The 26,354-nt window shown below is 30.8% G+C and carries 22 protein-coding genes; 7 read left to right on the top strand and 15 right to left on the bottom strand.

What is annotated here, in order from left to right; genetic code table 11:
* Nucleotides 1–36: 36 nt before the first annotated feature.
* The 8 genes from petE to TX50_RS03135 form a co-directional block, all read right to left on the bottom strand.
* The gene (petE, locus tag TX50_RS03100) at nucleotides 37–387 is read right to left on the bottom strand and encodes a plastocyanin (RefSeq protein WP_011132215.1); all 351 of its coding nucleotides are present in this window, start codon (nucleotides 385–387) and stop codon (nucleotides 37–39) included.
* A gap of 58 nt (nucleotides 388–445) precedes the next feature.
* On the bottom strand, nucleotides 446–1,429 hold the full coding sequence (locus TX50_RS03105; protein ID WP_011132216.1) for an NAD-dependent epimerase/dehydratase family protein: 984 nt from the start codon (nucleotides 1,427–1,429) through the stop codon (nucleotides 446–448).
* 8 nt (nucleotides 1,430–1,437) lie between these two features.
* Nucleotides 1,438–2,478 (bottom strand): uroporphyrinogen decarboxylase, encoded by a 1,041-nt coding sequence (hemE, locus tag TX50_RS03110; RefSeq protein WP_011132217.1) that lies wholly within the window; start codon nucleotides 2,476–2,478, stop codon nucleotides 1,438–1,440.
* Between the two features lie 123 nt (nucleotides 2,479–2,601).
* Complete coding sequence (gene glgB / locus TX50_RS03115) at nucleotides 2,602–4,866, bottom strand: 1,4-alpha-glucan branching protein GlgB (protein WP_011132218.1); 2,265 nt, start codon at nucleotides 4,864–4,866, stop codon at nucleotides 2,602–2,604.
* A 54-nt stretch (nucleotides 4,867–4,920) separates the two neighbouring features.
* On the bottom strand, nucleotides 4,921–6,498 hold the full coding sequence (locus tag TX50_RS03120; RefSeq protein ID WP_011132219.1) for a CocE/NonD family hydrolase: 1,578 nt from the start codon (nucleotides 6,496–6,498) through the stop codon (nucleotides 4,921–4,923).
* An 8-nt stretch (nucleotides 6,499–6,506) separates the two neighbouring features.
* Nucleotides 6,507–6,773, bottom strand: coding sequence for a hypothetical protein (locus tag TX50_RS03125; RefSeq protein ID WP_011132220.1), 267 nt, complete (start codon nucleotides 6,771–6,773; stop codon nucleotides 6,507–6,509).
* 54 nt (nucleotides 6,774–6,827) lie between these two features.
* Entirely contained in the window at nucleotides 6,828–7,235 is a 408-nt protein-coding gene (locus tag TX50_RS03130) for a DUF4332 domain-containing protein (protein ID WP_011132221.1), read from the bottom strand.
* 8 nt (nucleotides 7,236–7,243) lie between these two features.
* Complete coding sequence (locus tag TX50_RS03135) at nucleotides 7,244–7,687, bottom strand: DUF2518 family protein (protein WP_011132222.1); 444 nt, start codon at nucleotides 7,685–7,687, stop codon at nucleotides 7,244–7,246.
* A gap of 64 nt (nucleotides 7,688–7,751) precedes the next feature.
* On the opposite strand from TX50_RS03135, the gene TX50_RS03140 reads away from it, so the two are divergent.
* The 4 genes from TX50_RS03140 to TX50_RS03155 all read left to right on the top strand — a co-directional run bounded on the left by TX50_RS03140 (nucleotide 7,752) and on the right by TX50_RS03155 (nucleotide 14,043).
* Nucleotides 7,752–11,696 (top strand): translocation/assembly module TamB domain-containing protein, encoded by a 3,945-nt coding sequence (locus TX50_RS03140; RefSeq protein ID WP_011132223.1) that lies wholly within the window; start codon nucleotides 7,752–7,754, stop codon nucleotides 11,694–11,696.
* 65 nt (nucleotides 11,697–11,761) lie between these two features.
* Complete coding sequence (locus TX50_RS03145) at nucleotides 11,762–13,072, top strand: glutamate-5-semialdehyde dehydrogenase (protein WP_011132224.1); 1,311 nt, start codon at nucleotides 11,762–11,764, stop codon at nucleotides 13,070–13,072.
* A 9-nt stretch (nucleotides 13,073–13,081) separates the two neighbouring features.
* Nucleotides 13,082–13,444, top strand: coding sequence for a dihydroneopterin aldolase (gene folB / locus TX50_RS03150; protein WP_011132225.1), 363 nt, complete (start codon nucleotides 13,082–13,084; stop codon nucleotides 13,442–13,444).
* 5 nt (nucleotides 13,445–13,449) lie between these two features.
* Entirely contained in the window at nucleotides 13,450–14,043 is a 594-nt protein-coding gene (locus TX50_RS03155) for an esterase/lipase family protein (protein ID WP_011132226.1), read from the top strand.
* On the opposite strand, the gene TX50_RS03160 is transcribed toward TX50_RS03155, so the two are convergent.
* From TX50_RS03160 to TX50_RS03190, 7 genes are all read right to left on the bottom strand, one after another.
* Nucleotides 14,036–16,123 carry a M3 family metallopeptidase gene (locus TX50_RS03160; RefSeq protein ID WP_011132227.1) on the bottom strand — a complete coding sequence of 696 codons (2,088 nt, stop codon included), beginning with the start codon at nucleotides 16,121–16,123 and terminating at the stop codon, nucleotides 14,036–14,038. The genes TX50_RS03155 and TX50_RS03160 overlap by 8 nt on opposite strands.
* 4 nt (nucleotides 16,124–16,127) lie before the next feature.
* The gene (locus TX50_RS03165; RefSeq protein WP_011132228.1) at nucleotides 16,128–17,678 is read right to left on the bottom strand and encodes an NAD(P)H-quinone oxidoreductase subunit 4; all 1,551 of its coding nucleotides are present in this window, start codon (nucleotides 17,676–17,678) and stop codon (nucleotides 16,128–16,130) included.
* A 78-nt stretch (nucleotides 17,679–17,756) separates the two neighbouring features.
* Complete coding sequence (thrB, locus tag TX50_RS03170; protein ID WP_011132229.1) at nucleotides 17,757–18,704, bottom strand: homoserine kinase; 948 nt, start codon at nucleotides 18,702–18,704, stop codon at nucleotides 17,757–17,759.
* A gap of 7 nt (nucleotides 18,705–18,711) precedes the next feature.
* Nucleotides 18,712–19,749, bottom strand: a complete 1,038-nt coding sequence (gene glk, locus TX50_RS03175; RefSeq protein ID WP_011132230.1) for a glucokinase — start codon at nucleotides 19,747–19,749, stop codon at nucleotides 18,712–18,714.
* Between the two features lie 9 nt (nucleotides 19,750–19,758).
* The gene (thrS, locus tag TX50_RS03180; RefSeq protein WP_011132231.1) at nucleotides 19,759–21,675 is read right to left on the bottom strand and encodes a threonine--tRNA ligase; all 1,917 of its coding nucleotides are present in this window, start codon (nucleotides 21,673–21,675) and stop codon (nucleotides 19,759–19,761) included.
* 3 nt (nucleotides 21,676–21,678) lie between these two features.
* A complete protein-coding gene (gene trpS, locus TX50_RS03185; protein WP_011132232.1) occupies nucleotides 21,679–22,695 on the bottom strand; it encodes a tryptophan--tRNA ligase in 1,017 nt (338 codons plus the stop codon).
* Complete coding sequence (locus TX50_RS03190; RefSeq protein WP_011132233.1) at nucleotides 22,685–23,140, bottom strand: hypothetical protein; 456 nt, start codon at nucleotides 23,138–23,140, stop codon at nucleotides 22,685–22,687. The genes trpS and TX50_RS03190 overlap by 11 nt, the downstream gene beginning before the upstream one ends.
* A gap of 170 nt (nucleotides 23,141–23,310) precedes the next feature.
* Between TX50_RS03190 and TX50_RS03195 the strand changes: the two genes are divergently transcribed.
* Genes TX50_RS03195 through TX50_RS03205 form a run of 3 tightly spaced genes read left to right on the top strand, consistent with a single transcriptional unit; the run spans nucleotide 23,311 to nucleotide 26,343 of the window.
* Nucleotides 23,311–24,636 (top strand): YcjF family protein, encoded by a 1,326-nt coding sequence (locus TX50_RS03195; protein ID WP_011132234.1) that lies wholly within the window; start codon nucleotides 23,311–23,313, stop codon nucleotides 24,634–24,636.
* A gap of 35 nt (nucleotides 24,637–24,671) precedes the next feature.
* Nucleotides 24,672–25,574: a metal ABC transporter substrate-binding protein gene (locus TX50_RS03200; protein WP_011132235.1), complete on the top strand. Its 903-nt coding sequence runs from the start codon at nucleotides 24,672–24,674 to the stop codon at nucleotides 25,572–25,574.
* 4 nt (nucleotides 25,575–25,578) lie between these two features.
* On the top strand, nucleotides 25,579–26,343 hold the full coding sequence (locus TX50_RS03205; protein WP_011132236.1) for a metal ABC transporter ATP-binding protein: 765 nt from the start codon (nucleotides 25,579–25,581) through the stop codon (nucleotides 26,341–26,343).
* Nucleotides 26,344–26,354 lie beyond the last annotated feature (11 nt).

Here is a 26,354-nt window from a genome sequence, read left to right on the forward strand (position 1 = left end):
AATAGTTAGTAAATATTTTTTAATTAATTAGGTATTTTATTCAACAATTACTTTCCCTACCATCCCTGCACCTCTGTGCGGCTCACAATAGTAATCAAAAGTTCCTGCTGTATCAAATGTTTCTTCCCATGATTCGCCAGGAGCGAAGGCTAGATCAGCATGACTTAATTCTTCATGGCCATCAAAAACAGCATTATGAGGAGCTAATTTATTATTGATGAATTTAACAGTATCACCTGTACTGATAGTTACAGAACTTGGTTCAAAAGCTAACATCCCAGCGTCAGTACCAAGCTTAACTTCAACAGTTTTAGCAGAAACAGAAGAAATTCCAAGTCCTAGAGTTAAAACTATTGCAAAAAAACCTGCAAAGATTGAACGTAACATAATTTAAATTTATTATTTATATATATTACAAGGTTTTTGGAACTAAATCGCGAGAAGTTTAATTGATATTACAACCTGGTAACTTTGCTAACCTTAAAACATCTTGCAGGGATCTGGCATAACTTTTTAAATTTAATTTCTCAGGATTAGTTATGGGCACATGGTTAAAGTCATATTTTTTTATGCTGAAGCTATCCCAAGGAGTCATTTGAATAGGAAGCACTCTTAATAATATTTTCATTATTGTTTTTGTTAAGGGAATGGAAAAGTATCTATTCATTCCGTTTCTCTTTAAAAGGATATTTATCGCATCATCAATTGAAATAAAGTTTTGACCTAATACAAATTTTTTGAACCCTTTGTAATTCTCTTCTTTATGATTTTTAATTAGAAACCCACAAATTTGTGCAATGTCATTGGCATGTATAAAGTGAAACTTTGAGTCAAGTTTTAGAAATCTTGCTATCCAAAGCCATTTATTTATTTCTTTCAATCCGCTTGTTAAATAGCTCGCGGGATACTTACTTCTTTTATTAAGAGTCCCTCCAAAAACTAATGTAGGAAAAACTGCGAATGTTTTTTCTGCAAATGAGCTCTCTTTAAGTCTTTCAAAACACTTATATTTTGTTTGAATATATTCTGTTCCATAAGTTAAAGATTCCCTCATTAATTCACATTGTTCGTTGAGTATGCTGGCTGTTGAAAAATAAATTATTTTCTCTAATTTATCTTTTTCAAGCATTCCTAGTAACTCTTCGAACGCTTTTATGTTTACATCATAGGCTCTTTTTGGATCACCCCAAGCAGTCGCAGTGTGGATAAGAAAATTTACCTGACTAATTTCTTTACTAAATCTATCGCATTCTCTGATATCACATATAAGCAATTTAATCCGTTTGTTTTTCTGTATAGCAAGGGGGAGCTTATTTTTATCTCTTACCATGAGATAAAGCCTATATCGGGTGTTTCTTAAAAACCAATCAATCAAATATTGGCCAACACATCCGTTAGAACCTGTTATTAATAAGTTTTTAATTGCCAAAATTTAAATTAATAAGTTAGTTTTTTACCATGTTCAAAAAATGTTTTAGCATTTTCTTCTGGTGTGCCTGGTAAAATTCCATGACCTAAATTAAGAATATATTTTCTCTCTTTTACTTTATTGAAAGTATTATCGATTCTCTCTTTTATTGAATCTTTATTTCCAAATAATATACCTGGATCAACATTTCCTTGTATTCCAATTCCTGTAGGGATTCGCTTGCAAGCCTCCTCAATATCTACAGTCCAGTCTAGTGAAATTATATCTACACCAGTTTTAGCCATTCTTTCTAATACCCCAGCACTGCCCGATATATACAATATTATCGGAGTATCTGGGAATTCTTCTTTAACGATGTCAACAACTTTCTTTTGATAAGGGCCAGCAAAAATATCGTAGTCTTGAGGACTTAATTGCCCTGCCCAAGAGTCAAAAATTTGTACAACTTGAGCGCCAGATTTTATTTGATACTTTAAATACTCACCAATGGATTTTGCAAAGTGATCTAGAAGTTTGTGAAGTAAATCAGGTTCTTTAAAAGCCATTGATTTTATTAAAGAATAATTTTTACTGCTTTTACCTTCAACGACATATGCAGCCAAAGTCCAAGGCGCCCCAACAAAGCCAAGAACCGTTGCTTCATTTTTTACATCTTTTTTTAATGATGAAAGGACTTCTCCCACAAAACTTAAACTTTCGTTCGGAATTAATTCTTTCAACTTTTCTACTTGGCGAATATTTCTTATGGGATCTTCTATTATTGGACCCTTACTTTCTATTATCTCAAAGTTGATCCCCATTCCAGGAAGAGGGGTAAGTATATCTGAAAAAAGAATTACACCATCTGGCTTGAAAGCCAAAAAAGGTTGCATTGAAATTTCATAAGAGAGTTCTGGGTTCTCAGACCTTTCCCTAAAGCTTGGGTAGCGTTCTCTTAAATCTCTGTAAATCTTCATATATCTGCCTGCTTGTCTCATCATCCATACTGGAGGCCTATTAACTTTCTTTCCTAAGGCAGCAGATAGTAAAAGTGGTAAATTCTCACCCATTTTTTGAGTACAATATGATTTTTTAAAAATTAAAAATCTTTAACTTAAAAATTTTAAAACGTGGAGCAGATTAAAATCACTATGTGAAGAATTAAATCAAATTGACCAATAAATAAACCTTTATTATTGCTTTAATTGATGCTTAAAGATACTTACACTTAGCGGTGGCAAAACAATTTCTAGAGCATTTTCATAATTATGAATATTATATTTTAAAGTTTCCTTACCTCCCATATTACCTTTGTTACTGCCGCCATATTTAGAACCGTCTGAATTGAAAATCTCTTTATAGAAGCCCTCTAAAGGAACACCTATTTTATAGGATCCATGAAAGTTAGGGGTAAAGTTTGCAACAATTACAAGCCATTCATTACTTTCATTTTCCCTTCTCATAAAACTGATAACTGAATTGGAGGTGTCATTGCAATCTATCCATTGGAATCCATAAGGATCAAAGTCATTTTTCCATAAAGAAGGCTCATTTTTATAAAGTTTATTTAAGTCATCAACCAAGTTTCTAATACCTTTATGGGGTTCAAATTCTAAAAGTTCCCATTGAAGATCATCCCAAACATTCCATTCTTGCCTTTGTCCAAATTCCATTCCCATAAAAATTGTCTTTTTACCAGGATGTGTCCACATGTAAGTTAATAGAGCCCTTGTATTCGCGAATTTTTTCCAATCATCTCCTGGCATTTTATGTAAAAGATGACTTTTCCCATGAACAACTTCATCGTGACTTAGGGCAAGCATAAAATTTTCGGTGTAATTATAAGTTATTGAAAAGGTCACACTATTTTGATGAAATTGCCTAAACCAAGGATCTATTTCAAAATAATCGAGCATATCGTGCATCCAACCCATATTCCATTTTAAATTGAAACCTAGTCCACCTACATTTGTAGGCTCGGTAACCATTGGCCAAGTTGTGGATTCTTCAGCAATAGATAGTGCGCCTGGAAAATGCTGAAAAAGTACATGGTTTGCTTGCTGAAGAAATTTAACAGCTTCTAAATTTTCATTCCCACCATTTTCATTTGGTATCCATTCACCCTCTGGACGTAAATAGTCTCTATATAACATTGAAGCTACAGCATCTACTCTTATCCCATCGATATGGAATTCCTCAAACCAATATATAAGGTTTGCTACCAAAAAATTCCTTACTTCATTTCTACTGTAGTTAAATATTAAAGTACCCCATTCTTTATGCTCTCCAATACGAGGATCACCATGTTCATAAAGATGACAACCATCAAAGAAAGCTAAACCATGCTTATCTTTTGGAAAATGGCCAGGAACCCAGTCGAGAATTACACCTATACCCTCTGCATGACATCTATTTATAAACTCTTTAAATTCATTAGGAGTGCCATATCTACTTGTCGGGGCGTACCAACCTGTAACTTGATAGCCCCAGGATCCATCGAAAGGATGTTCTGAAATAGGCATTAATTCGATATGAGTAAATCCTCTTTCTTTTACATATGGGATAAGCTTTTCTGTTAACTCTGGATAAGTTAAAAACCTTGTCCCAGGTTTTAAATCTGCTGCAGGAACTGGAGATCTTGTCTGTCCATTTTTTTCAATATATTTATTCTCAATTGAATCGTGCATCCAACTTCCCAAATGCATCTCATAAACTGAAATAGGTTTATTAATTTGACTAGATGAATCTCTATTAGTTATCCAAGAACTATCTTCCCAATCAAAATTGTTAAGTTTAGATACTATTGAGCCATTTTGGGGCCTGATTTCATGAAGGAAACCATATGGATCAGCTTTTTCATAAATATGTCCTTCTTGAGTTCTTATTTCATATTTATAAGCATCTCCTTCTTTCATTATTGGCATAAATAATTCCCAAATACCACCCAGCCTTTTTTGCATAGGATGATGTCTACCGTCCCAAGAATTTATATCTCCGATTATTGAGATTGATTTTGCATTTGGTGCCCAAATACAGAACATTACCCCTTGTTGATTTGTTTCTTCATGGATGTGAGCCCCCATTTTTTCCCAAATATGATGATGGTTACCTTCAGCAAAAAGGTGTCTGTCTAATTCCCCCATCCATTCTTTCCTATAAGCCCAAGGATCTTGCTGTGAATGAGAAACTCCTCCTCTTGACACATTTATTTGATAATTATTTTTGGGATCTTCAGGAAGTGTTACTTCAAACAGCCATTTATGATTTAACGTAGTTGTTTTATAGGTTTTATCTTTAAAAATAATATTTACTTCATCTGCTTCAGGCATCCATACTCTCGTTATCCACTGTCCATTAACGAAATGGGGGCCTAAAATATTTAATGGATTATCATTGCAACAATTTTCGAGGTTGAAAGCTTCTGATTTAATCCAGTCTGCTTGAATAGTTTCTTTCATGACTGGTAGCTGTTAAGGAATTAGTTTATCAAATTATCAACCAAATAAAAAAACTTAATTGAAAAATGGAGTCATTTTCATAAATGTTTTATTTAGTTCAAAACTTAAAGTTATTATTTTGTGATTAATAGTTGGGGCACCAAGCATATCGTCACCAAATCCTGAATTAACACCAATAGCTGGGTATGCAGCAGCTGATATAGATAACCTTAGTTTTGTACCTTTTAGAATCGTAATATTAGTAGGATGCATTGCGATTTCGCAATCACATTTTTCGTCTATTTGTAAGTTTTTAACTCTTAAAAATCCAGTTGAAAATTGGTTTACAGTTTTATCTTCTTCATTAACAAGAGACAAAGCAAGACATATATCAAAGCTTTTTCTGTCACTCTTTACAGAGGTTTCAAGTATAGGCATTCCTGAAAGTTGAAGATCTTCTTCGAAGGAATTGGTTTGAAAAACACCCACATCTAATCTTTTGTCAAAAATATATCTATCAAATAACCCAGGATTTGGACCTAAGTGTCCTCCTTCTGCTTGAAATGGCCTCCAAGGATCATGAACAATTGAAAACCAGCCCGACCCTCTTGAATTCAAAAGGAGACTCCCATCAATAATTTCGAAATTAGCTGTTCCATTACTTTCAAGACCAAACTTGCAATCTTGAATCTTGTCTTCTTCAATTTCATCCCATTTTTTTAATGAAAGATTCCAAATTTTTTTATTCTTAAAAGAATTTGTTTTATTAACTTCTTTATTTGTTTTGAGGTGGGTATCAAAAAAATCTAACAAAGTATTTTGTGATCCCTCCCACCAATTTAGATGTGTAGAATTCCCAATAATTATTTCAGGATTTCCACCTGCTGCTTTTGATTTTTGATAGAGATCAAATGCTCCTCCTAGATGAGGATCCCAAAGACCACCAATAATTAACATTGGTTTTTTTAGCCATGATGAAATAAGTTTTATCTCTAGAAAATCTTTATTTTGATTTAGATTGTTAAGCCATTCAAGTATAAAGTTATTAGGATCATATTTTTTTAAAAGATCTAATCCTTTTCTTAAATAACTTTTATTTTCTAGGGCTGATCTTATTTCTTCCCATCCTAAAGAGTTATTTTCCCTTCTCATCTTTAAGGCAGCTATTTGTAATCCCCACGCAATATTATTATTCCACCAAAAAGCTCCACCATCCGAACTCCAATGATTTTTTAAATCTATCCCCGTCATTGCGGGAGATAAGCAATCAGGAGGCTTTGAATCTTTTGTTCCTGTAAGTTGGGTTAATCCTTGATATGAAAAGCCATATAACCCAAGCTTACCATTGCATTCTTTTAAAGATCTTACCCATTGGTGCGTTTCTGATGTATCACTAGGTTCTTGAGAGAACCCTTTGAATACTCCACCAGATGATCCCTGACCTCTAACATCTTGTACTACTACTATGTAACCTTTTGAAGCCCACCATTCAGGATGAGAATAAGTAACTGTTGAAGCTATTTCTCTTCCATATGGTTGTCTCATTAATAGCGCGGGCCAAGAACCTTTATCTTTAGGTGTCCAAATTCTTGATACTAATTCAACTCCATCATTTAATTTTAAAGACTTATCAACCCATTTTACTTCGCGCATTTAAGTGTTTATATAACCTGAGGACAATGAAGGCCAATTACATAAATAGATAGAATTTCAGCATTAATTGGATTCAAGTTATTTTTTTTTGAAACAAACTCTATAGCTTTATCTGAACTTGCTGAGATGCCTTTTGAATTTAATTCTTTAAATTTATTACACATCTTAATAGCATCACCAGGATTCTTTTTGACACTCTCCAAAAGACTTGATTGACTTAAAACAGGATTTATATTTGCTACCGATAAAAATAATAATAAAAAAAAGTTATTCATCTTATTTATAATCTTTTTAAAATTCTACATTAAATAAATCTTTTAACCAAGATTTTAAATAGATTTACAGATTTTATTAGCCCTCTTTATCCAATCTTTTAACGTGGATAAAGTAATATTTGTTTGAGTTTTAGTTCTAAGACTTCTCTCCAATCTTCCAATTCTCTCTTTGAGATCATATGGGTTTAAAATTGAAAGAGATTGAATAGACCCTATACCGCAGTGTAATAGTAAGTAAGATTCATATGGAGTTATTGAAAGCTCATTTTTAAAATTAGCAATAGCTCTGATTTTTTTTAAATTATTTAGTGTACATAATGAATGAGATCTTTGAATGATATTTAATTCAGAATCACTAAGTTGACTTAATCTTTTAAAGTCATCTAGTTTCTTTTTAATTAAAAAAGATTTTTCATGTCTGAAATTTTCGGGTAAAATTTCTAAAAATTTTTCTTCTATCATTTATTCATCTAATTCATATTAAATCTTTTTTCTATTTCTCCAATAATTACTGGCTTACTAACGTCATTGGATATCTTCTCAAGTTTCCTAATTTTAATTTTTACTTTTGATCCTGATCTACTACCTTTTTTAAGATTTTCAGATAATTGCTTTAAAGTCGGTTCAATTGCTTCCTCTGGAAATTCACTATCAGCTTTTGTAACAATTAAATCAAATCCATTATCATAAACAATTGGAACATATTTTGCTCCATCTATTTTTACATTATCTGTATAGCTCTGTATAAAAGCCCAACTGCTTAAAGAGAGTAATAATGAAAATATTGTCGCACCTGTAATTCTAAATTTAAAACCAAAGTTAAAAATAAATGCAATCAAAGTAACTAGAAAAAGAAATATTCCTAAAAATCCAAATATCTTAGGTGTATTCGCTAATAGTTCAAAAAAAGACATTTAGTGGCTTTAACCTGATTAATTTCTTATATTTTGTAAGCCTACTCTATTTTGGGATTCTAACTTGAAAAAAATTAGATCTCTAAATTTTAATAAAAAGCTTTTATTCTTAGGGACTACTTTATCAATTAGCTTTTTAGGAACTTTTTTATTAAATAAATTTCTTGAAGATTTCTATACCAATAGAAAACCCATACTTGAAAATAGGATAGAAAAATTTTTAAATAAAGAAGTAGATTTGGGGGATTATTCTGGGATCAGATTTCTTGGGATATCTTTAAATAATCTAAAAATTATTGATAAAAATAATTTAAATTCTGAAATCGTATCGAAGAATATCTATGTAGGCATAATGCCAATTAGATCATTTTTAAATCAAAGATGGATTTTTAATGTAAAACCAAAAAAAACTAAAATTGAAATAAAAAATGATTTTTTCAAAAGGGTAAAATCTGATGATAATAAAAATAGATTTATAAAAAGTAAAGTAAACTATGATCTAAATTTTAATTTAAATGAATCTGCAAATTTCAAATTAAAGGATATTGGAATAGAGACTAAAGTAAAAGGAACATTGATATATAAATCAAAAGCTAAGCAGTTTATTGGAAATTTTCAGACACATACTAAGGGTAAAGGTAATTTAAATTTAAAACTTAATACTAATTTAAATAAAGACTTTCTGAATCTCGAGATATTATCCCGTGGGATAAACTTGAAGGGATCTAAGTATAGTTTTGGTGATAGGAAATTTGCTATAAGAGGAGGGAATATTAAATCTAATTTTAAATTTTATAAATCTTCCAAAAAAACTTCTTGCAAAGGCAATCTTTCTTTCAATAACTTAAGATTAAAAACTAATAATTTAGTAGAGGATATAAAAAGTGATTCTATAAGGTTTTTATGCCAAGGTAATAATGTTATCGCGGATACAAATAATCTTAATTATGGTACTTTAATCTCTGATTTTAATCTCAATGTTCCTTTAAATAAAAATATTAATAATATAAATTTAAAAGGTAATCTTGGATATTTAGATAGTTTAAATCCTGAAATACAACTATCAGGAAATATACCCTATTGGGTTGATAAAAGGGGTATAAATTTTGGAAAAATTAATTCAAGTTTTATTCTTAATAGAACCCAATTATCTAATTTAAATATTTTCCGTAAAGATAAGATAAGAGGTTTTATTACTGCAAAAGGAGAATTAAAAGGTGAGATAAATAAACCTGATATTAAAATCAATTTCAATGTTGATTATCCTCATTACAAAGGGATGAGGATAAGAGAAATATGGGAGGGTGAGATTAAAAATCAAAATAATAAATATGTAGTCAATATGAAGAATAGATATTCACCAGTGCCCTCTTTCCTTACCTTTAATCTTGATTCAAAGATTAAGTTAGAGAATATAACATTTAGCAGAATATTTAATTCCAATAAAGGTAGTATAAATTTAATTAAAGAGAATGATAAGTATAGTTGGAATGCAAATAATTTTCCCTTAGATGAGCTTGAATTGGCTATTGGTAATAATGAATTCGATAGAGTTAGTGGAATCGTTAATGGTTCTGGTTTTATATCTAAAGATCAAACTTATTTTGATGGTCGTTTAGCTTGGAGTTTGGGCAAATATAGGAATATAAAGTTTGCTAATTCATTATTCGATTTTACTTTTGATAATAAATCATTTTTGGTTAATTCATCACTTTATCCAATTGATGGAGGTATAATTGATCTTGAATATGATTCTAATAAAGATGATTTTAATATAAATTTTAATAATATTAGTACTAGTTGGTCATTACAAACAGCAGTCGATATTTTAAATTTTGATAATAAAAAATTTCTTCCTAATAGTAATTCTAGAGTCTTGGATGATATCGAAATTGATAATATTGAAAGCTCATTTAACGAAAAAATACTTTTTATAAATAATTTTTTAAATAATGACAAAACTTTAGAAGATAAATTTAATTTAAAAAGATATTTGGATAAATTTCAAAGTAGATATGATGCAAATATATCTATAGAAGGAAATAATAAATCTAATTTTAAATTAAAAACTAAATTAAATGGATATTTTGATATTAAAAGCGATAATAAAAAAAGTTCTAGAGAACAGTTTTCTTTAGATTTAGAAGGAGGAATTTTTACAGGAAAAGGTATTTTGAATATTTATAAATTACCTTTAAAAACTATAAATATATTTTTAGATAAACCAAGAGACTTTAAAGGAAATTTGGATATTAATTTAATTTATAATTTAGATAAAAAATTCTTTGCTACTAATATTTCTTCGAATAATACGTCAATTAATAACAGTCCGATCAAAATAGATATTGGAGAAGTCGAATATGGTGATTCGATTTTTGATTTAGATTTATCTTTTTTATTGAATAATTCAAACACCCCAATAAATATTTCAGGTTCTATTCCTTTTAACAAAGAGGATAATTTAGACTTGAGATTAAATGGTAATGGAAAATTTATTGAATTAGTAGATATCTTTGCCGATGATTATTTCACTTTTAAAAAAGGTGATATAACTCTCAGAATGATAATAAAAGGAACTGTTAATAAACCGATTGCTAATGGTTTTGTTTTTATAAATGATTCTGAAATTGATATTTATAGTAATGTCATTAAAAATATTAATAGCACAATAATTTTTGATTTTGATCAAATAGAAATCAAAAGCTTTAAAGCTTCTGATGATGCTTCTGGAAATATTTTTATTAAGGGGGTTTTACCTTTTTATAGTAAAAATAGTTTGAATGAAAAAGATATTAGCTTATTGACTAATAATTTTAATATTAAATCTAATAATATAAAATTTCTAACTGACTCTAAAATCAATATTAGTGGTTCATTCAAAGATCCTTTATTTAGTGGAAAGTTAGCACTAAAAAATGGGCTAATTAATTTAAATAATGCTAATAAAAAAAATAATAAAAAAAATAATTTTAAAGAAAGAAATAATGAAAGAAATTGGCCAGAAATATTTTGGGAAAAAGATAAAAATATTGAAATAATTTCTAATGAAACTATATTAAGTTCTTTTCTTTTAGGAGAAAACTTACCAAATTATCTTGAAAATTTAAGTTTTAAGAATCTAAAATTAAAACTTGGGCCGGATTTTAGAATTCAATATGCAGGTATAGTTAAGGCTTATTTAGATACCAAGTTAGATTTAAATTTTAATGGACAGGTTGGAGAAGATTTAAATGCTAGAGGCCTTATTAATTTAAGTAGAGGTACAGCAAATTTATATACAACACCATTTAAATTAGATAAAAATAAAGAAAATTATATTTTATTTGCCTCTAGAAGTGGCATTGTTCCTTTTATTAACTTTTCACTAACTAGTAAAGTTCCAGATTCAATAATACCAATTAGTGAAAATAATCAAGATCTTAATATTTCAAGAGGTCTAGATGCGAATGTTAGTTCAAGTGGTTTTGGAGCGGTTGGTATCGGTAATACAAGACTTATAAAAATCGAAGCATCATATGAAGGCTTTTTAGATCAATTATCATTTGAGGATGAAAATAGAAAAATACTATTAAGAAGTACTCCAAGTTATAACAGATCTCAAATTATTGGTTTGATAGGAGGAAACTCTGCAAATTTAATAAATAGAGCATTTATTTCTCAACTTAATACGGCAAATGGATTTAGCGAGAAATTTCAATTGTCTTTGTATCCTGCTCTAATAGAAAATAATGAATCAATTAATAATGTTTTTTCTAATGAAAACCTTGATGTAGATGATACTGATGAATCATCTTCAAATGCTGGGTTGTCTACTCAAGCTTGGATTGCCGAAATAGGTCTTGATATTACTGATAGAGTTAACTTTGCTGTTCAAGCTACTCCAGATAGAGATGATTTACCCCCTTTAGGAATACTTACTTTACAAGCTAATCCAAACTTAGAATTATTAGGTTCTCTAGATTCAGAGGGAGAGTGGAAAAGTCAAGTTCAATTATTTTTCAGATATTAATTCCTAAAATAAAAGTTTTTAAGAATGCTTATTTTGAATTATTATTAAGTGAATTAAACTTAATTATGACTGATATATTTGAAGTGCCAACTCCTGATAATGAGCTTTTAGAAAAAGCAAAGCAACTTCGTCTGGCTTCAATTAAAACAAGTCAAACAAATAATGATGACAGAATTAGAGCCTTGAACTTAATGGCTGATTATTTAGAAAAAAACTCTAAAGAAATAATTGAGGCTAATATCGAAGATTATAAAAAAGCAGAAATTAAAGGAATTTCAAAGTCCTTACTTTCTAGATTAAAGCTATCAAAAGAAAAACTTAATTTAGGAATTGAAGGGGTAAGACAAGTTGGGAATTTGATTGATCCAGTTGGTCAAATTCAAATAAAAAGGGAACTTTCTAAAGGTTTAATCCTTGAAAGAAAAACAGTACCCATAGGAGTATTAGGAGTGATTTTTGAATCAAGACCTGATGCTGTAATGCAAATAAGTTCTCTGGCCATTAGATCTGGAAATGGAGTAATGCTAAAAGGGGGAAGTGAAGCAAATTTAACTAATCTTGCAATAGTTTCTGCACTTAAGGAGGGTCTGCAAGATTCAAATCTTGATGAAAATGCAATCTGTCTTCTCACAAGTAGAAAAGATAGTATGGCAATGTTGAATTTAGAAAAATATATAAACTTAATAATTCCAAGAGGGAGCAATGAACTCGTTAAATTTATACAGGAGAATACAGAAATTCCTGTTTTAGGTCATGCTGATGGAATTTGTCATTTATATATAGATAACGAAGTAAATCTAGATATGGCTTTAAAAGTGGCTTTAGATAGTAAGATCCAATATCCAGCTGCATGTAATGCTGTTGAGACTCTTTTGATACATAAAGATACTGCCTCTGAATTTTTGAATAAGGCTATTCCAATGTTTAACTCTAACGATGTTAAATTGATTGGAGATAAAAAATCTTTTCAATTGGGTGTTGCTTTTGAAGCTAATTATGAGGACTGGCAAACTGAATATTTAGATCTTATTCTTTCTATAAAAATTGTTAATGATTTAGAAGAAGCAATTGCTCATATACAAAAATTTAGTTCAAAACATACAGATGGAATAATTACGGAAAATATCAATAATGCTAATAAATTTATGAGCGAGATAGATAGTTCAGGTGTTTTTCATAATTGCTCAACAAGATTCGCAGATGGTTTTAGGTATGGCTTTGGAGCAGAAGTTGGAATATCTACACAGACATTGCCCCCAAGAGGCCCAGTAGGTCTTGAGGGGCTAGTAACTTATAAGTATTTTTTAAGAGGCGAAGGCCATATTGTTGATGATTTTTCATCTGGAAAATTAATCTATTCACATAAAGATGTTTAGCTCTTAGAAATGGAAACATATTTAAAAATTAAGGATATTAAACTTTGGGCAAGAGTTGGTGTTTTAGAACAAGAAAGGGACCTAGGTCAACTTTTTAGTTTAGATGTATTTTTATGGTCTGATTTTGAAAATTGTACTCAAAATGATGATATTAAAAGTACAGTTGATTATTCGAAATTAGTTGAAATATTAAAATATCAATCTAAGAAAATATGTTGCTTAACTATTGAGAAATATTCAAATGAAATTTTAAAAATTATTGATGAAGAGTTTCAACTTAGCAAAATTAAAATTATATTAACGAAATGTAAACCTCCAATTACTGGTTTTGATGGAGAGGTTTCAATAGTAAGAGTTTTTGAAAATAATTAACCGTATTGTCAAAGAGAAATCCCATAATATTAATTCATGGACTCTGGAATACAGCAGACATTTTCTCTTCGATAACTTCTAAACTTGATGAAATTGGAATTGAATATTTTTCCCCAACATTAAAGCACGAATATGGAATGACATCTATTGTTGAATTAACTAATTTATTAAATTATTTGATTTTAGAAAAATATGGTTATGAAAAAGAGCTTGATATTTTGGGATTTTCGATGGGTGGAATAATTGGTAGATATTGGATTAAAAAATTGAATGGTTATAAAAGAACTCGAAGATTTATAACTATTGGTTCGCCACATAATGGAACTCTTTCATCTCAATTAATTCCTAAGTATCCCTTTAAAGGAATATCTGAGATGAAAATAAATAGTCCTTTATTAAGAGAGCTTTCTAGATCCGATTATCTTCTTAGTGGAATCGATTGTATTAGTTTTTTTACTTATTGGGATCTTATGGTTTTCCCTGGATGGAGAGCTTGTTTGAATTCGGGTGAGAAAATATCATTAAAGATCTATAAACATAAAAATTTGGTAAGAAATCCAGATGCTGTTGATAAAATTATCGAAAAACTTCTTAATTAACAGATGATAGACCTAAGTGTCTTATCAAAGAATCGGTTTTAGGTTCTCTCCCTCTAAATAATTTAAATACCTCTAAAGGAGAGAAACTTCCACCAAGACTTAAAATTGTATCTTTGAATTTTTTACCTATGACTTTTATATTTTGATTATTTTCTAAATCAGCCTCTTCAAACATAGAAAAAGCATCGGCGCTTAAAACCTCTGCCCATTTATAAGAATAATATCCAGCGGAATAACCTCCTGCAAATATGTGGCTAAAGCAACAAAGGAACTTATCTTCTCGAATAGGCTCGATTACCGTTGTATTTCTGGCAATTTCTTTTCTTATCTCATCAGAATTTTTACCCTGATTACTATTAATATTGCTATGCAATCTTATATCTGTAATTGCAAAATGTAGTTGTCTTAAAGTAGCCATTCCGCAATTAAAAGTTCTATTCTTTACTAATTTTTCGAAATTCTCATCAGATAATTTCTCCCCTGTTTTATAGTGTTTGGCAATATTTAATAAAGTGTTTTTGTGAAAACACCAGTTTTCCATAAATTGACTAGGAAGTTCAACAGCATCCCATTCTACATTATTAATACCGGCTGCTTGTGGAAGATTTACTGTGGTAAGCATATGTTGAAGACCATGACCAAATTCATGGAACAAGGTTTGAACTTCATCAAAACTCATCAAACTTGGTTTGTCTTTGGATGGCGGGGTTTGATTACAAACTAAATAAGCAACAGGTAATGTAATTCTACCAATATTGTTTCTGTTAAGGCATTCGTCCATCCAGGCACCTCCCCTCTTTGACTCGGGACGAGAGTAGGGATCCAGATAAAATGAAGCTATTTTTTTATCATCTTTATTTAGGATATTAAAAAACAAAACGTCATCATTCCATATAGGAGCTTCATTTATGGCTTCAATTACTTTGATGTCGAAGAGCTTTTCACTAAGTTTAAAAAGACCTTTTAAAACATCATTCAGAGGGAACCAGGGTCTAAGTGATTCTTGATCTAAATTAAGTTTTTCCTTTCTGAGAAGCTCCGACCAATAGCTAATGTCCCATGATTGAAGATTTTCAGAGTTAGGGAATCCATTATCTTTTGAAAACTTATTAAGTCTAACTAATTCATTTTTGGCTGTTTTAAAGGCAGGCTTTCTAATCTCCTCTAAAAGTTTTTCAACATTATTAATTTCCTTAGCCATTTTTGTTGAAAGGCTTAATTCTGCCCAGCTTTCGTAACCAAGAAGTTTAGCCTGTTTAGTCCTAAGAGATAGAATTTCTTCAATTATTTGAGAGTTATTTTTTTCTCCATGAGAGGCTCTGCTTACAAAAGCTTTATATAATTTTTCCCTGAGATTACGGTCACTGGCATATGTCATAAACGCGGTATAGGTCGGAATATCTAAACTTAATCTCCATGGCCCATTTTTTGCATCAGCTTCTCCTTCTTTATTTAAGGATTTGTGAGCTGATATTGACATTAGTTCTAAAACCCTTTCTGGGACTCCATCTATTTGAGATTTATCATTTAGGATTAATGACCAAGAATTAGTAGCATCTAAAACATTATTGCTGAATTTTGTAGAAAGTTTTCCAAGCTTTTCAGAAATAACATTGAATTCTTTCTGGGTATCTGTATTTAATGAAATACCTCTATGTTCCATTTCGAGAATTTCTTTTTCTAGAATTCTATTTTTGATTTCATCAAAATCATTTGTTTTTTTAAGCTTTAAAAGAGCACTATAAATAATTTTACTTTGTCCAAACTTATTACTTAGATTAATAATTTCAGGTAGAAACTTTGAGTAAATTTCTCTTAAGCTTTCAGAATTTTTTACTCCATTAAGATGACTTATAACTCCCCAACTCCACCTTAGAATCTCATTGACTTCATTTAAAGGATTAATTACTTTGTCCCATTCTAGATTTTCTTGTTCTAAGTAATTAGATAAAAATTTTTCAATTTTTTTGAAATCTAGATTTATCTTTTCTATTACGCCTGGAAATTCTTGATTAATTCTATCGGAAGAAAATTTGTTAAATTCTGGTAATTCTCCGTAATTAAAAATTGAAGTTTCCATTTTATCAAAGATTAAATTGACTAATGTTTGAGATTAACCCAATTAATTTAGCTAAAGTTAGTTGTTGACTGAGAGCATTTGTTGAAGATTCATATAAATTTATAGCAATTTTTGGCCAAAAACCTATTACTAAAGTAGGCAATAATAAACTGAACCCGATTGTCAATTCTCTACCATTCATTTCTTTTACGGTAGCTAGCGCAGGAATTCTAGGTCCGAAAAATACTCTTCTACACATCGAAAGAAGATATATGGGCGTTAGGACAAGACCAATTGCCGCTATAAGAATTGTGATTGATCTAAAAAGAGAGCTAAAACCCTCTTGACTTGTGATCCCTAAAAATACGGTGATTTCGCTTATAAATCCACTCATTCCTGGTAAGGCCAGAGACGCTAGTGAGCTCGCCAAGAAAAAAGCAAATGTTATGGGTAAGACCTTTGCTAAGCCACCCATGTTTGGAATTGACAGAGTATTTGTTCTCTCATAGAAGGAGCCTGTGACGAAGAACATTGCCGCCGCTATGAGTCCGTGACTTATCATTTGTAGCATTGCTCCGCTTATACCTAACGCATCAACTGCTCCAATACCCAGAAGAACAAAACCCATATGACTTACTGAACTACATGCGATTCTTCTTTTCACGTTATCTTGAGCAAATGCATTTAAGGCCCCATATATTATATTGATAATTCCAAGAATAATTAAAGCAGGTGCAAGTTGTAGATGCACTTCGGGTAATATTTGTACATTAAATCTTAAAAGAGCATATCCCCCCATCTTTAAAAGGATTCCCGCTAGTAACATTGATACTGGAGCATTAGCTTCCCCATGAGCATCAGGTAACCAAGTATGCAATGGGAAGATAGGAAGTTTAACACCAAAACCTATTAGAAATCCTAGATAAGATAATAATGCGAGACTACCTTTTACCTGTTTATTTGTTATTTCGGTAAGATTTAGGGTAAATGTATCACCACTCAATGCAAGTGCAAGTCCGCTTATAAGTATTAGTAATGATGCTAATGCTGTATAAAGAATAAATTTTGTAGCTGCATATAATTTTTTCTTGCCTCCCCAAATAGCAATAAGAAGATAAACAGGAACCAATTCTAATTCCCAAGCTAAGAAAAATAATAAGAAATCTTGAGAAAGGAAAACTAGTGCTTGAGCTGAGGCCTGAATTAGTAAAAGAGCAAAATATAAATTAGATTTTTTCTTTATTTTCCAACTAGCTGCAGCTGATAAAAAGGTAATTAATCCGCTCAAAGCTACTAGTGGCGCAGATAGTCCATCTATGCCAAGAGACCATTCTAGGCCTATTGAGGGTAGCCAAGTTAATCTTTCAATAAGTTGTAATGAGCTATTTGTTGTATCAAATTTTTGGAAAAGTACTCCAACTATGAGAAGAAAATCTATAAATAAAAAACTTAATGAGATATTTCTTGGGAGTGTATTATCTTCTCCTTCCTTAGAACTTAAGAAAGGCATTATTAATGCCCCAATTAAGGGTAATAAAACAATAGATGATAGCAAAGGAAAAGATTCTAAATTCATAGAATAATGAATAATTTTTTTATTCTAGTTGAAGTTGTTCTAGCTTGAGACTATAACATTAAAAATGCCTAAGTAAAACTACTTACCAGAGATATCCCTGAATTGGCTGCCTGTTGTTTGGACGTTCAAATATGGTGCTCTACTTGCCACGCCTGAGTTTTCCCAAGCTTTTACCATGGCTTGACTGACTTCTCTACCCTTGTCCTTTTTACACAAAGCTAATATACTTGGCCCTGCTCCACTAATTGCACAGCCCAAAGCGCCAGCTTGTAGTGCGGCATCTTTAACTTCCAATCCACCTTTAATAAGCTTCCATCGGTATGGTTCATGTAATTTGTCAAACATGCCCTCTTTTATTAATTCATCATTACCTGTTTTTAAGCCGTTTAGTAATAAAGTAAGTGCCCCCATATTTGTTACAGCATCAGAAATAGGTACATTCTTCGGCATTACTCTCCTTGCTTCACTTGTACTTAAACGTATAGCAGGTATTGCAACTACAGTTTTAATTGAATCATGCCAGTCACATCTAATAATTCTCCATCTCTGAGAAGATGACCTGGCAGTTAAACATAGCCCCCCCAAAAGAGAAGGAACTACATTATCAGGATGACCTTCAATATCAATCGCAAGTTCTAAAAGTTTTTCTTTAGGTAAAGGGGAGTTCATAATCGCATTTGCTCCGATTAGTCCTGCAACTATTGCTGTTGCACTACTCCCTAGTCCGCGAGCAGGGGGGACTGCTAATTTCACTCTAGCTTCAAGGGCGAAAGGTTTGATATTGGCACTTTCCCATACTTTCTGCGCAGCCCTAAAAACTAAATTTTCTGGGCCTCCTCTTAAGTGATTACCATCAGTACTCTCCATTATCAAATCAAATCGATCTCTGCCTCCATCTATTCTTGTAAAGATAAATTCGTTATATAAATCTAATGCTGCACCTAGACAGTCGAATCCAGGACCTAAATTAGCAGTTGTAGAAGGAACTGTTACTATAATTTTTTTTCCTACTTCTGGAGAAGACATATGAAAATTATTCTTTTTGTGAAAGCATTTTTGCTCTGCAGGCTGCGCTAAATAATCCAAACTCTTCATCTAAGATTACATTCACAGGTATATTTTTAAGAATATCTTTTAATCTTCCTTTATCTGAAAATTGTTTCATAAATAAACCTGATTTAAAGTTTATGAAATGTTTTGGAGCGGTTCCTCCAGAAATCCATAACCCTCCATAACATAATTCTTGAAGAGCAACGTCACCCAATAATGAGGCGTAAGCATCTAACCATATTCTTTCCACTTCAATCATCATCTTATCCCCTAGATTAGAAAGATTACAAATTTCTTGAGGAAGTTCTTTTCTTAAATTATCAGAAGTTTTTAATTCTTTTAAGTATTTTTGTAGAGGATGGTTTTTGGCATCAGGTTTGCTAAGTCTCCACTCAGCTATTCTTGATAACCCAGTCCCACTTATGATTCTTTCACAAGATATTCTTTCAACTTTTAAAGAATATTTGAGCCAATTCTTTAATTCCCATTCTAAATCTGACTTTGGCGAGTATTCAACATGACCACCTTCGCTAGCTAAAACTTTTACTTTATTTCCAGATATTATGCCTTTTGCAATGCCTAGACCAGTTCCTGCTCCAACGATTGCATGTAAATCTTTATTGACGCCTACTGACCGGTCTCCATTTTGAATAGCAGAATATTGACTTTTTTTCAAAAAAGGTATTCCATAAATTTGCACTGCAAAATCGTTTACTAGCTCGCAATTTTTAAATTTAAATTTCTTTTTTAATTCATCGCCAGAAATATTCCACGATAAATTAATTATTTCCGCATTATTATTAGATATGGGACCTGCTACCGCGAAACAAGCAGAAAAAGGATGATTAATGTTTTTGCATTCATTTTTTAAGAAATCTTCTAAAATTGTGTCAATTGAATCCCATTCAGAAGATAAATATTTTTTTTTTAAAATTAAAATTGGAGTACAAGTATTAACTTCCTTTTTGAAAATTCCTAAAAGAACTTTTGTACCTCCTAGATCACAAGCAAGAAAATTCATCTGTGAAAATTATTCTGTTCTTCCTTTTTTTTCTATTAAATTATTCATTAATTTATAGAGATCATCTAACTTGAAAATTCCTAAATTTTTTCCATCTAAGGCTCTTAAAGCAACTGAATCAAATTGTTCTTCTTTATCGCCAATAACTGCAATTAACGGAATTCTTCCAATAGTTGCTTCTCTTATCTTATAGCCTATTTTTTCATTTCTAATATCAACTTTCGAACGATATCCCTTAGAATTTATTAATTGATTAAATTTCAAACATTTTTCAATATTCCTATCGGTAATGCTCAACAAAATTATTTGATAAGGTGCAAGCCAGATTGGGAATTTGGCTTCATATTGTTCTATTAAGATTCCAATAAATCTTTCAAAAGATCCCAAAATTGCCCTGTGGAGCATTACTGGATTTCTTTTTTCGTTATTCAAATCTATATAGGTTGCATCCAATCTTATAGGCATTGAGAAATCAACTTGAATTGTTCCACATTGCCAAACTCTATCAAGACAATCTTTTAAAGAGAATTCTATTTTTGGACCATAAAAAGCCCCTTCTCCAGGCTGTAATACCCATTTAAGACTTTTATTATCAAGAGCCTTCATAAGTGCCTCTTCTGATTTATCCCAAATATTTTCACTCCCCACCCTTTTCTCAGGACGGGTTGATAATTTGATAATAATTTCATCAAAACCAAAAGTTTTATAAACCTCGAAAACAAGATCAATGAAAGTAGACACTTCAGCTTGTATTTGTTCTTCTGTACAGAAAATGTGTGCGTCGTCCTGAGTAAAATTTCTAACTCTCATTAAACCGTGCAATGCACCAGAGGGTTCATTTCTATGACAAGAACCAAATTCAGCAAGGCGAATAGGTAAATCTTTATAACTTTTTAAACCTTGATTAAATACTTGAATATGGCAAGGACAATTCATTGGTTTTATTGCATAAGTTCTATTTTCTGATGCCGTAGTGAACATATCTTCTCTGAATTTATCCCAATGACCTGATTTTTCCCAAAGAGATTTATCAACAGCTTGAGGGGTTTTAATTTCTAGATAATCATTTTTATTAAGTATTTCTCTTACATATTTTTCAAGAACTTGGTAGATTGTCCATCCATTTGGATGCCAAAAAATCATACCTGGAGATTCTTCTTGTATGTGAAAGAGTGAATGCTTTTTTCCAAGTTTTCTATGATCTCTTTTTTCCGCCTCTTCGATTCTTTTTAAGTAATCATTGAGTTCTTTCTCTTTAGCCCAAGCAGTTCCATATATTCTCTGTAATGATTCATTTTCACTATTACCTCTCCAATATGAACCAGATAACTTTAATAATTTAAAATGTCTAAGGTGGCATGTATTTGGAACATGAGGACCTCTGCACATATCAATATATTCTTCGTGTTTATATAAATTGATGAGACCTTCATCAGGAATTTCTTCAATTATTCTTAATTTAAAAGTTTCATCTCTTTCTTGAAAAGTTTTAATTGCTTCTTTTTTGGTAACTTGTAAAATCTCAACATCATAATTTTTTTTAATTAAGTTATTAATTCTGTTTTCTATTTTTATTAAATCCTCAGGCGTAAATCTATATTCCGAAAAAATATCATAATAAAAGCCATTATCAATTACTGGACCAATTGCCATTTTTATATTTGGATAAAGTTGTTTAACGGCATGACCAATCAAATGAGCAAAGGAATGTCTAATTATCTCTATACCGTCTTTATCACGGGATGTAATTATTACCACTTTAGAATCATTATCTATGGGAAGTGTTGCATCAAAAAGAACGTCATTTACTTTTCCCGCAATTGTTGCTTTGGCTAAGCCGGATCCAATACTCTGAGCTATTTCTTGAATAGTTACCGGCTTTTCAAATACTTTTTTAGATCCATCTGGTAATGTTATTTCTGGCATGATTTATTTCTCTATTTCAAAAAATCCTAATTCAGATTTAACTCTACTAAGGGTTTTATTTGCCACTACTTCAGCTTTCTCTTTACCTTGGATAAGTATCTTATTTAACTCATGCGGATCGTTAATCAGAACTTGATATCTTTCTTGAATAGGTTTAAGCGATTCTATTATTTGTTCTGTAAATATTTTTTTAAAGGTCCCCCATCCTGTTTGAGATAAATCGTTCTCTAATTCAGAAACTTCTTTACCACTTAATAATGAATAAATCATTAAAAGATTTCTGGATTCAGGCCTCTCGGGATTATTAAATTCCATTCCCATATAACTATCACTTTTAGCTCTTTTTATTTTTTTTGTAATTATTTCAGGAGTATCTAACAAATTAATTCTACTCCCCTCGTTAATGTCACTTTTGCTCATTTTTTTAGATCCATCATTTAAGCTCATTATCTTTGAACCTTTTTTCATAATTATTGGTTGAGGAATTTTTAATATGTTTTCTTCCTTACCAAATTTGGCATTAATTCTCTGTTGTGCAATATCTTTGGCAAGTTCTAAGTGTTGTTTTTGATCTTCCCCTACTGGAACATAATCAGCATCGTATAACAAAATATCCGCAGCCATTAAGATTGGATAATCAAATAATCCAATAGAAACATTATTTCCTTGCTGAATAGATTTTTCCTTAAATTGGATCATTCTTTCCATCCAATTTATGGGAGTCATGCAATTTAATATCCAACAAAGTTCTGAATGTGCAGATATCTGGCTTTGAACAAAAATAGAACAAATTTTAGGATTTATACCACAAGCAATATATAAAGCTGCAGTGGAAAGTGTATTTTTAGAAAGTTGTTTGGTGTCATATTCTGTAGTAATTGCATGTAAATCAACTACACAAAGGAATGTTTCATGCTTCTCTTGGAGTTCAACCCAATTGTTTATTGCTCCAAGCCAGTTACCAATATGTAAATCTCCTGTAGGTTGAACTCCAGAAAGAATCCTTTTTTTATTTGTCATCCACTTCTTCTTGTTCTTTTTTGATTTCTTCTTTGATTTCTTCTTTGTTAGGTTGAGTTTGTTCACTAGGTGTATTTTTAACTGGTCTTGCAAAAGGATCAGGAACTACTTTTTTACTTCTGTTTTCAGAAGCTGTTGCCTTATTCGGTGACGATGTGTTTTTGTTATTTCTTGCAAATTTTGTTATCGATTCCATTAAATCTTTATCTTCAATCATTTCGCTAAGTGTTCTAACTGAAAATCCTAAAACTGCGACTGTCGACTTGAGTTGAAAAGCCTCCTGTATTGATCTAACAGCTTTCATTTCATTATCACTTAATCTTATTCGAAATCCTCCTCCATCTCTATTTCCTCCAGATCTGTTCCTAAAGTTAGATCTATCATTATTACCACGGCTTCTGTAGTTCTCTTGACCATAATTATTGTCGTAATTGGAATTTGACATCTTAGAGATTCTTTTTTTTATTTAAACAGTCTATTAACTTACCACCTAGTTATGCAAGAAGTCTTAAATTGAGCTTTAAAAAATTTTATCTATAGTTGAAGAGTTATGTAATTTTTCTTTTTTCATTCACAACTTGCACTAAAGTAGAAAAATAAGGATATTAAATTATTGTGTTTGATATTAGCAAAGAAAACTTTTTTAAGAATTTAATAAAGTTCCCCAAAAAAAATATATTTATGATTCTACTTTTTTTAGGTTTTGGAGAATGGTTTTTAAGTGATTTAATAAATTTTGCAGGCGGTTCGATAGGTTTTTTTATTTTATGTTTTGGGGGATATTTTTACTTAAAAAGTGAAAAGCCAAAATTTAATGAGCCAAAGGACTTAGATGGTTGGATAAAACTTTGTAATGAAGATTTAGATTTCTTCGAGGAAATTGAATTACATAATAATTTAGAAAAACAAAATATTAATAGAAAAAAAGCTCTTGAATTAATATTAAATAGAGAGAAAAAAGAAGAGATTTATTGTATTGGGCAGAAGAATTTTGACTCGAATGCAACATTATTTAAAAATTACTTTAAAGAAGATAAGTTTAAATTAAATTTTATGGAAAGACTTCCAAAATATAATTCTTCTGAAATTGTTCCTGAAGTAATTTTAAATAGCGATGCTATTTTGTATTTTTTAAAATTACCTTTATCCGCTAATGATTTTTTGTGGTTAGAAAAACTTCCTAAAAATATGCCCATTTGGTTAGTTGCATCATTTACAAAAGGATTAAGTTTTAATAATGAAATAGAAGAAGTTAAGGCTCAGATTTCAGGAGAATATGCAAACAGAATAATTAAATTTGACAAAACTAAAAATAGCTTTGCAAATATACCTTTTTCTTTGCGTAAGTTTTTTATAAGTTCAAATAATAATATTGAAAATACTAAAAAAAGACTTTTGAAGAGATTGCATACGAATTGGCAATCTGAGATTGAGGGAATAAGAAGAATGCAGTTGAATGATTTACAGAGGAGAAATCAAATTATCGTTGCTACTTCAGTTTTCTTTTCTCCGATTCCATCAATAGATGTCTTATCAATGACTGTTTTAAATTCCTTAATGATTAAAGAAATTAAGTCTATATGGGGATGTAATTGGTCTCCAGAAATATTGGATAAAGTATCAAAACAAATAATCAAGACTGCAATTGCACAGGGAGTAATTGAATGGAGTGGTCAGACTTTAATAGGTTTAACAAAATTGCATGGCCCAAATTGGTTAGTAACTGGGGCATTCCAAGCAATAAGCGCAGCATATTTAACAAGAGTAGTATCAAGTTCATTGGCCGATTTCATGGCTTTAACAAAAGGAGTCTCAGAACCTGATTTGGAATTTATAAAAGAAAACTCCGATAAGATCGTTGAAAGAGCCTTTGAAAATGAAAAAATAAATTGGAAATCTTTGATACCAGAGTTAAATATTCCATTGACTCGACTCACCTAATAATTCCAAATTTTAGACTTACTGTAAAGAAAATTATGAAAAAAAAGTTATTGCACTTTGTATTTTCTTTTCTAATATGTGTTAGTGCAAATTCATGCAAAAGGACTTCTTTTGAAAAAGAAACTAACAAAGAAGTAATTTTGGCTAGTTTTACAGTCCTGGCAGATATTATTGAAAATGTTGCTAAAGATGAGTTTTCTGTTAAATCAATTACTAAACCAGGAGTTGAAGTTCATGGTTATCAGCCAACTCCAAGTGATCTTATAAAAGCTTCCAAAGCCGATGTTTTTATTGATAATGGATTTGGATTTGAATTATGGGCTGAGAAATTTGTTTCAAACTTACAAATTAAGAGAGTAACTATTTCAAATAGATTAGAACCAATTTTTATAAGTGAAGATTTCTATAAAGGTAAACCTAATCCTCATGCGTGGATTTCTCCTAAAAGGGGAATGATTTATGTAAATGTTATCGTTGATTCTTTATCAGAATTAAAACCATCGAAAGCAGAATCATTTAAAAATAACGGACAAATTTACAAGAATAAAATCGCTAAAATAGATAAAGATTTTTCACTTTTTATTAATAATCTTAAGAAAAATAATAGGTATCTAGTAACTTGTGAAGGGGCATTCTCTTATCTCACAAATGATTACGGATTAAAAGAAGCTTACTTATGGCCAGTTAATGCTGAAAGTCAAATTACACCGAAAAGAATGGCAAGTACAATTTCTTTGGTAAAAAATAAAAATATCCCATCGGTCTTTTGTGAAAGCACTGTAAGTAATGAATCACAAATGGTTGTTGCCAGTGAAACAGGAGCAAAGTTTGGGGGAGATCTTTTTGTTGATTCGCTTTCTCAAGATAATAAGAGTGCTAATACTTATTTAAAAATGCTTCAACATAATTTGACTCTTATTAAAAAAGGCCTCAATTAAAAATATGGATGAACTTAATTATAAAAATTATAGAATTGAGGCAGAAAATATCTGTGTTGATTATCACGGAAAAGTTGCCTTATATGATGCGAATTTAAAATTAAAGGCCGGACAAATTTGTGGATTAGTAGGAATGAATGGTGCGGGGAAAACAACTTTTTTTAATGCCTTAACTGGTTTTGTAAATATCTCAAAAGGTAAAATAAGAATAAATGGTGAGTCTTTAAGAATTGCTCAACAAGATCAGTCAATTGCATATGTTCCTCAAAGTGAAGGAATTGATAGTCAATTTCCAGTAAGTGTGTGGGATGTTGTAATGATGGGTCGATATGGGTCAATGAATATTCTGAGATCGCCAAGAGAATCAGATATTCAAGCTGTTAAGGATGCTATAGAAAGAGTTGATCTTATGGAACTTTCATCTACCCCAATTGGCAATTTATCTGGGGGGCAAAGGAAAAGAACTTTTTTAGCAAGAGCTATTGCACAACGGGCATCAATACTATTACTTGATGAACCCTTCGCGGGAGTTGATATTAGAACTGAGAAACTTATCTCAGAATTATTTATGCAATTTAAAAATGAGGGAAAAACAATTTTGCTATCTACTCATGATATGATTCATGTTCGTGAATTTTGTGATTTAGTTCTTTTAATAAATAAGACAGTTGTTGCATATGGAGAGACTTCGGAAGTATTTACCCCAGAAAATATTACAAGTACTTTTGGAGGGATGTCGCCAGATGTCTTGTTTGGACCTGAATCTTAAAATCTAGTTTT

This window comes from Prochlorococcus marinus subsp. pastoris str. CCMP1986, assembly GCF_000011465.1.
In the GTDB taxonomy this organism is placed as follows: Bacteria; Cyanobacteriota; Cyanobacteriia; order PCC-6307; family Cyanobiaceae; genus Prochlorococcus_A; species Prochlorococcus_A pastoris.

Excerpts from the sequence above, each read along its gene's own strand:
- petE (WP_011132215.1), bottom strand. The coding sequence starts at position 387 with ATGTTACGTTCAATCTTTGCAGGTTTTTTTGCAATAGTTTTAACTCTA.
- hemE (WP_011132217.1), bottom strand. The coding sequence starts at position 2,478 with ATGGGTGAGAATTTACCACTTTTACTATCTGCTGCCTTAGGAAAGAAA.
- glgB (WP_011132218.1), bottom strand. The coding sequence starts at position 4,866 with ATGAAAGAAACTATTCAAGCAGACTGGATTAAATCAGAAGCTTTCAAC.
- TX50_RS03120 (WP_011132219.1), bottom strand. The coding sequence starts at position 6,498 with ATGCGCGAAGTAAAATGGGTTGATAAGTCTTTAAAATTAAATGATGGA.
- TX50_RS03125 (WP_011132220.1), bottom strand. The coding sequence starts at position 6,773 with ATGAATAACTTTTTTTTATTATTATTTTTATCGGTAGCAAATATAAAT.
- TX50_RS03130 (WP_011132221.1), bottom strand. The coding sequence starts at position 7,235 with ATGATAGAAGAAAAATTTTTAGAAATTTTACCCGAAAATTTCAGACAT.
- TX50_RS03135 (WP_011132222.1), bottom strand. The coding sequence starts at position 7,687 with ATGTCTTTTTTTGAACTATTAGCGAATACACCTAAGATATTTGGATTT.
- TX50_RS03145 (WP_011132224.1), top strand. The coding sequence starts at position 11,762 with ATGACTGATATATTTGAAGTGCCAACTCCTGATAATGAGCTTTTAGAA.
- folB (WP_011132225.1), top strand. The coding sequence starts at position 13,082 with ATGGAAACATATTTAAAAATTAAGGATATTAAACTTTGGGCAAGAGTT.
- TX50_RS03160 (WP_011132227.1), bottom strand. The coding sequence starts at position 16,123 with ATGGAAACTTCAATTTTTAATTACGGAGAATTACCAGAATTTAACAAA.
- TX50_RS03165 (WP_011132228.1), bottom strand. The coding sequence starts at position 17,678 with ATGAATTTAGAATCTTTTCCTTTGCTATCATCTATTGTTTTATTACCC.
- thrB (WP_011132229.1), bottom strand. The coding sequence starts at position 18,704 with ATGTCTTCTCCAGAAGTAGGAAAAAAAATTATAGTAACAGTTCCTTCT.
- glk (WP_011132230.1), bottom strand. The coding sequence starts at position 19,749 with ATGAATTTTCTTGCTTGTGATCTAGGAGGTACAAAAGTTCTTTTAGGA.
- thrS (WP_011132231.1), bottom strand. The coding sequence starts at position 21,675 with ATGCCAGAAATAACATTACCAGATGGATCTAAAAAAGTATTTGAAAAG.
- trpS (WP_011132232.1), bottom strand. The coding sequence starts at position 22,695 with ATGACAAATAAAAAAAGGATTCTTTCTGGAGTTCAACCTACAGGAGAT.
- TX50_RS03190 (WP_011132233.1), bottom strand. The coding sequence starts at position 23,140 with ATGTCAAATTCCAATTACGACAATAATTATGGTCAAGAGAACTACAGA.
- TX50_RS03200 (WP_011132235.1), top strand. The coding sequence starts at position 24,672 with ATGAAAAAAAAGTTATTGCACTTTGTATTTTCTTTTCTAATATGTGTT.
- TX50_RS03205 (WP_011132236.1), top strand. The coding sequence starts at position 25,579 with ATGGATGAACTTAATTATAAAAATTATAGAATTGAGGCAGAAAATATC.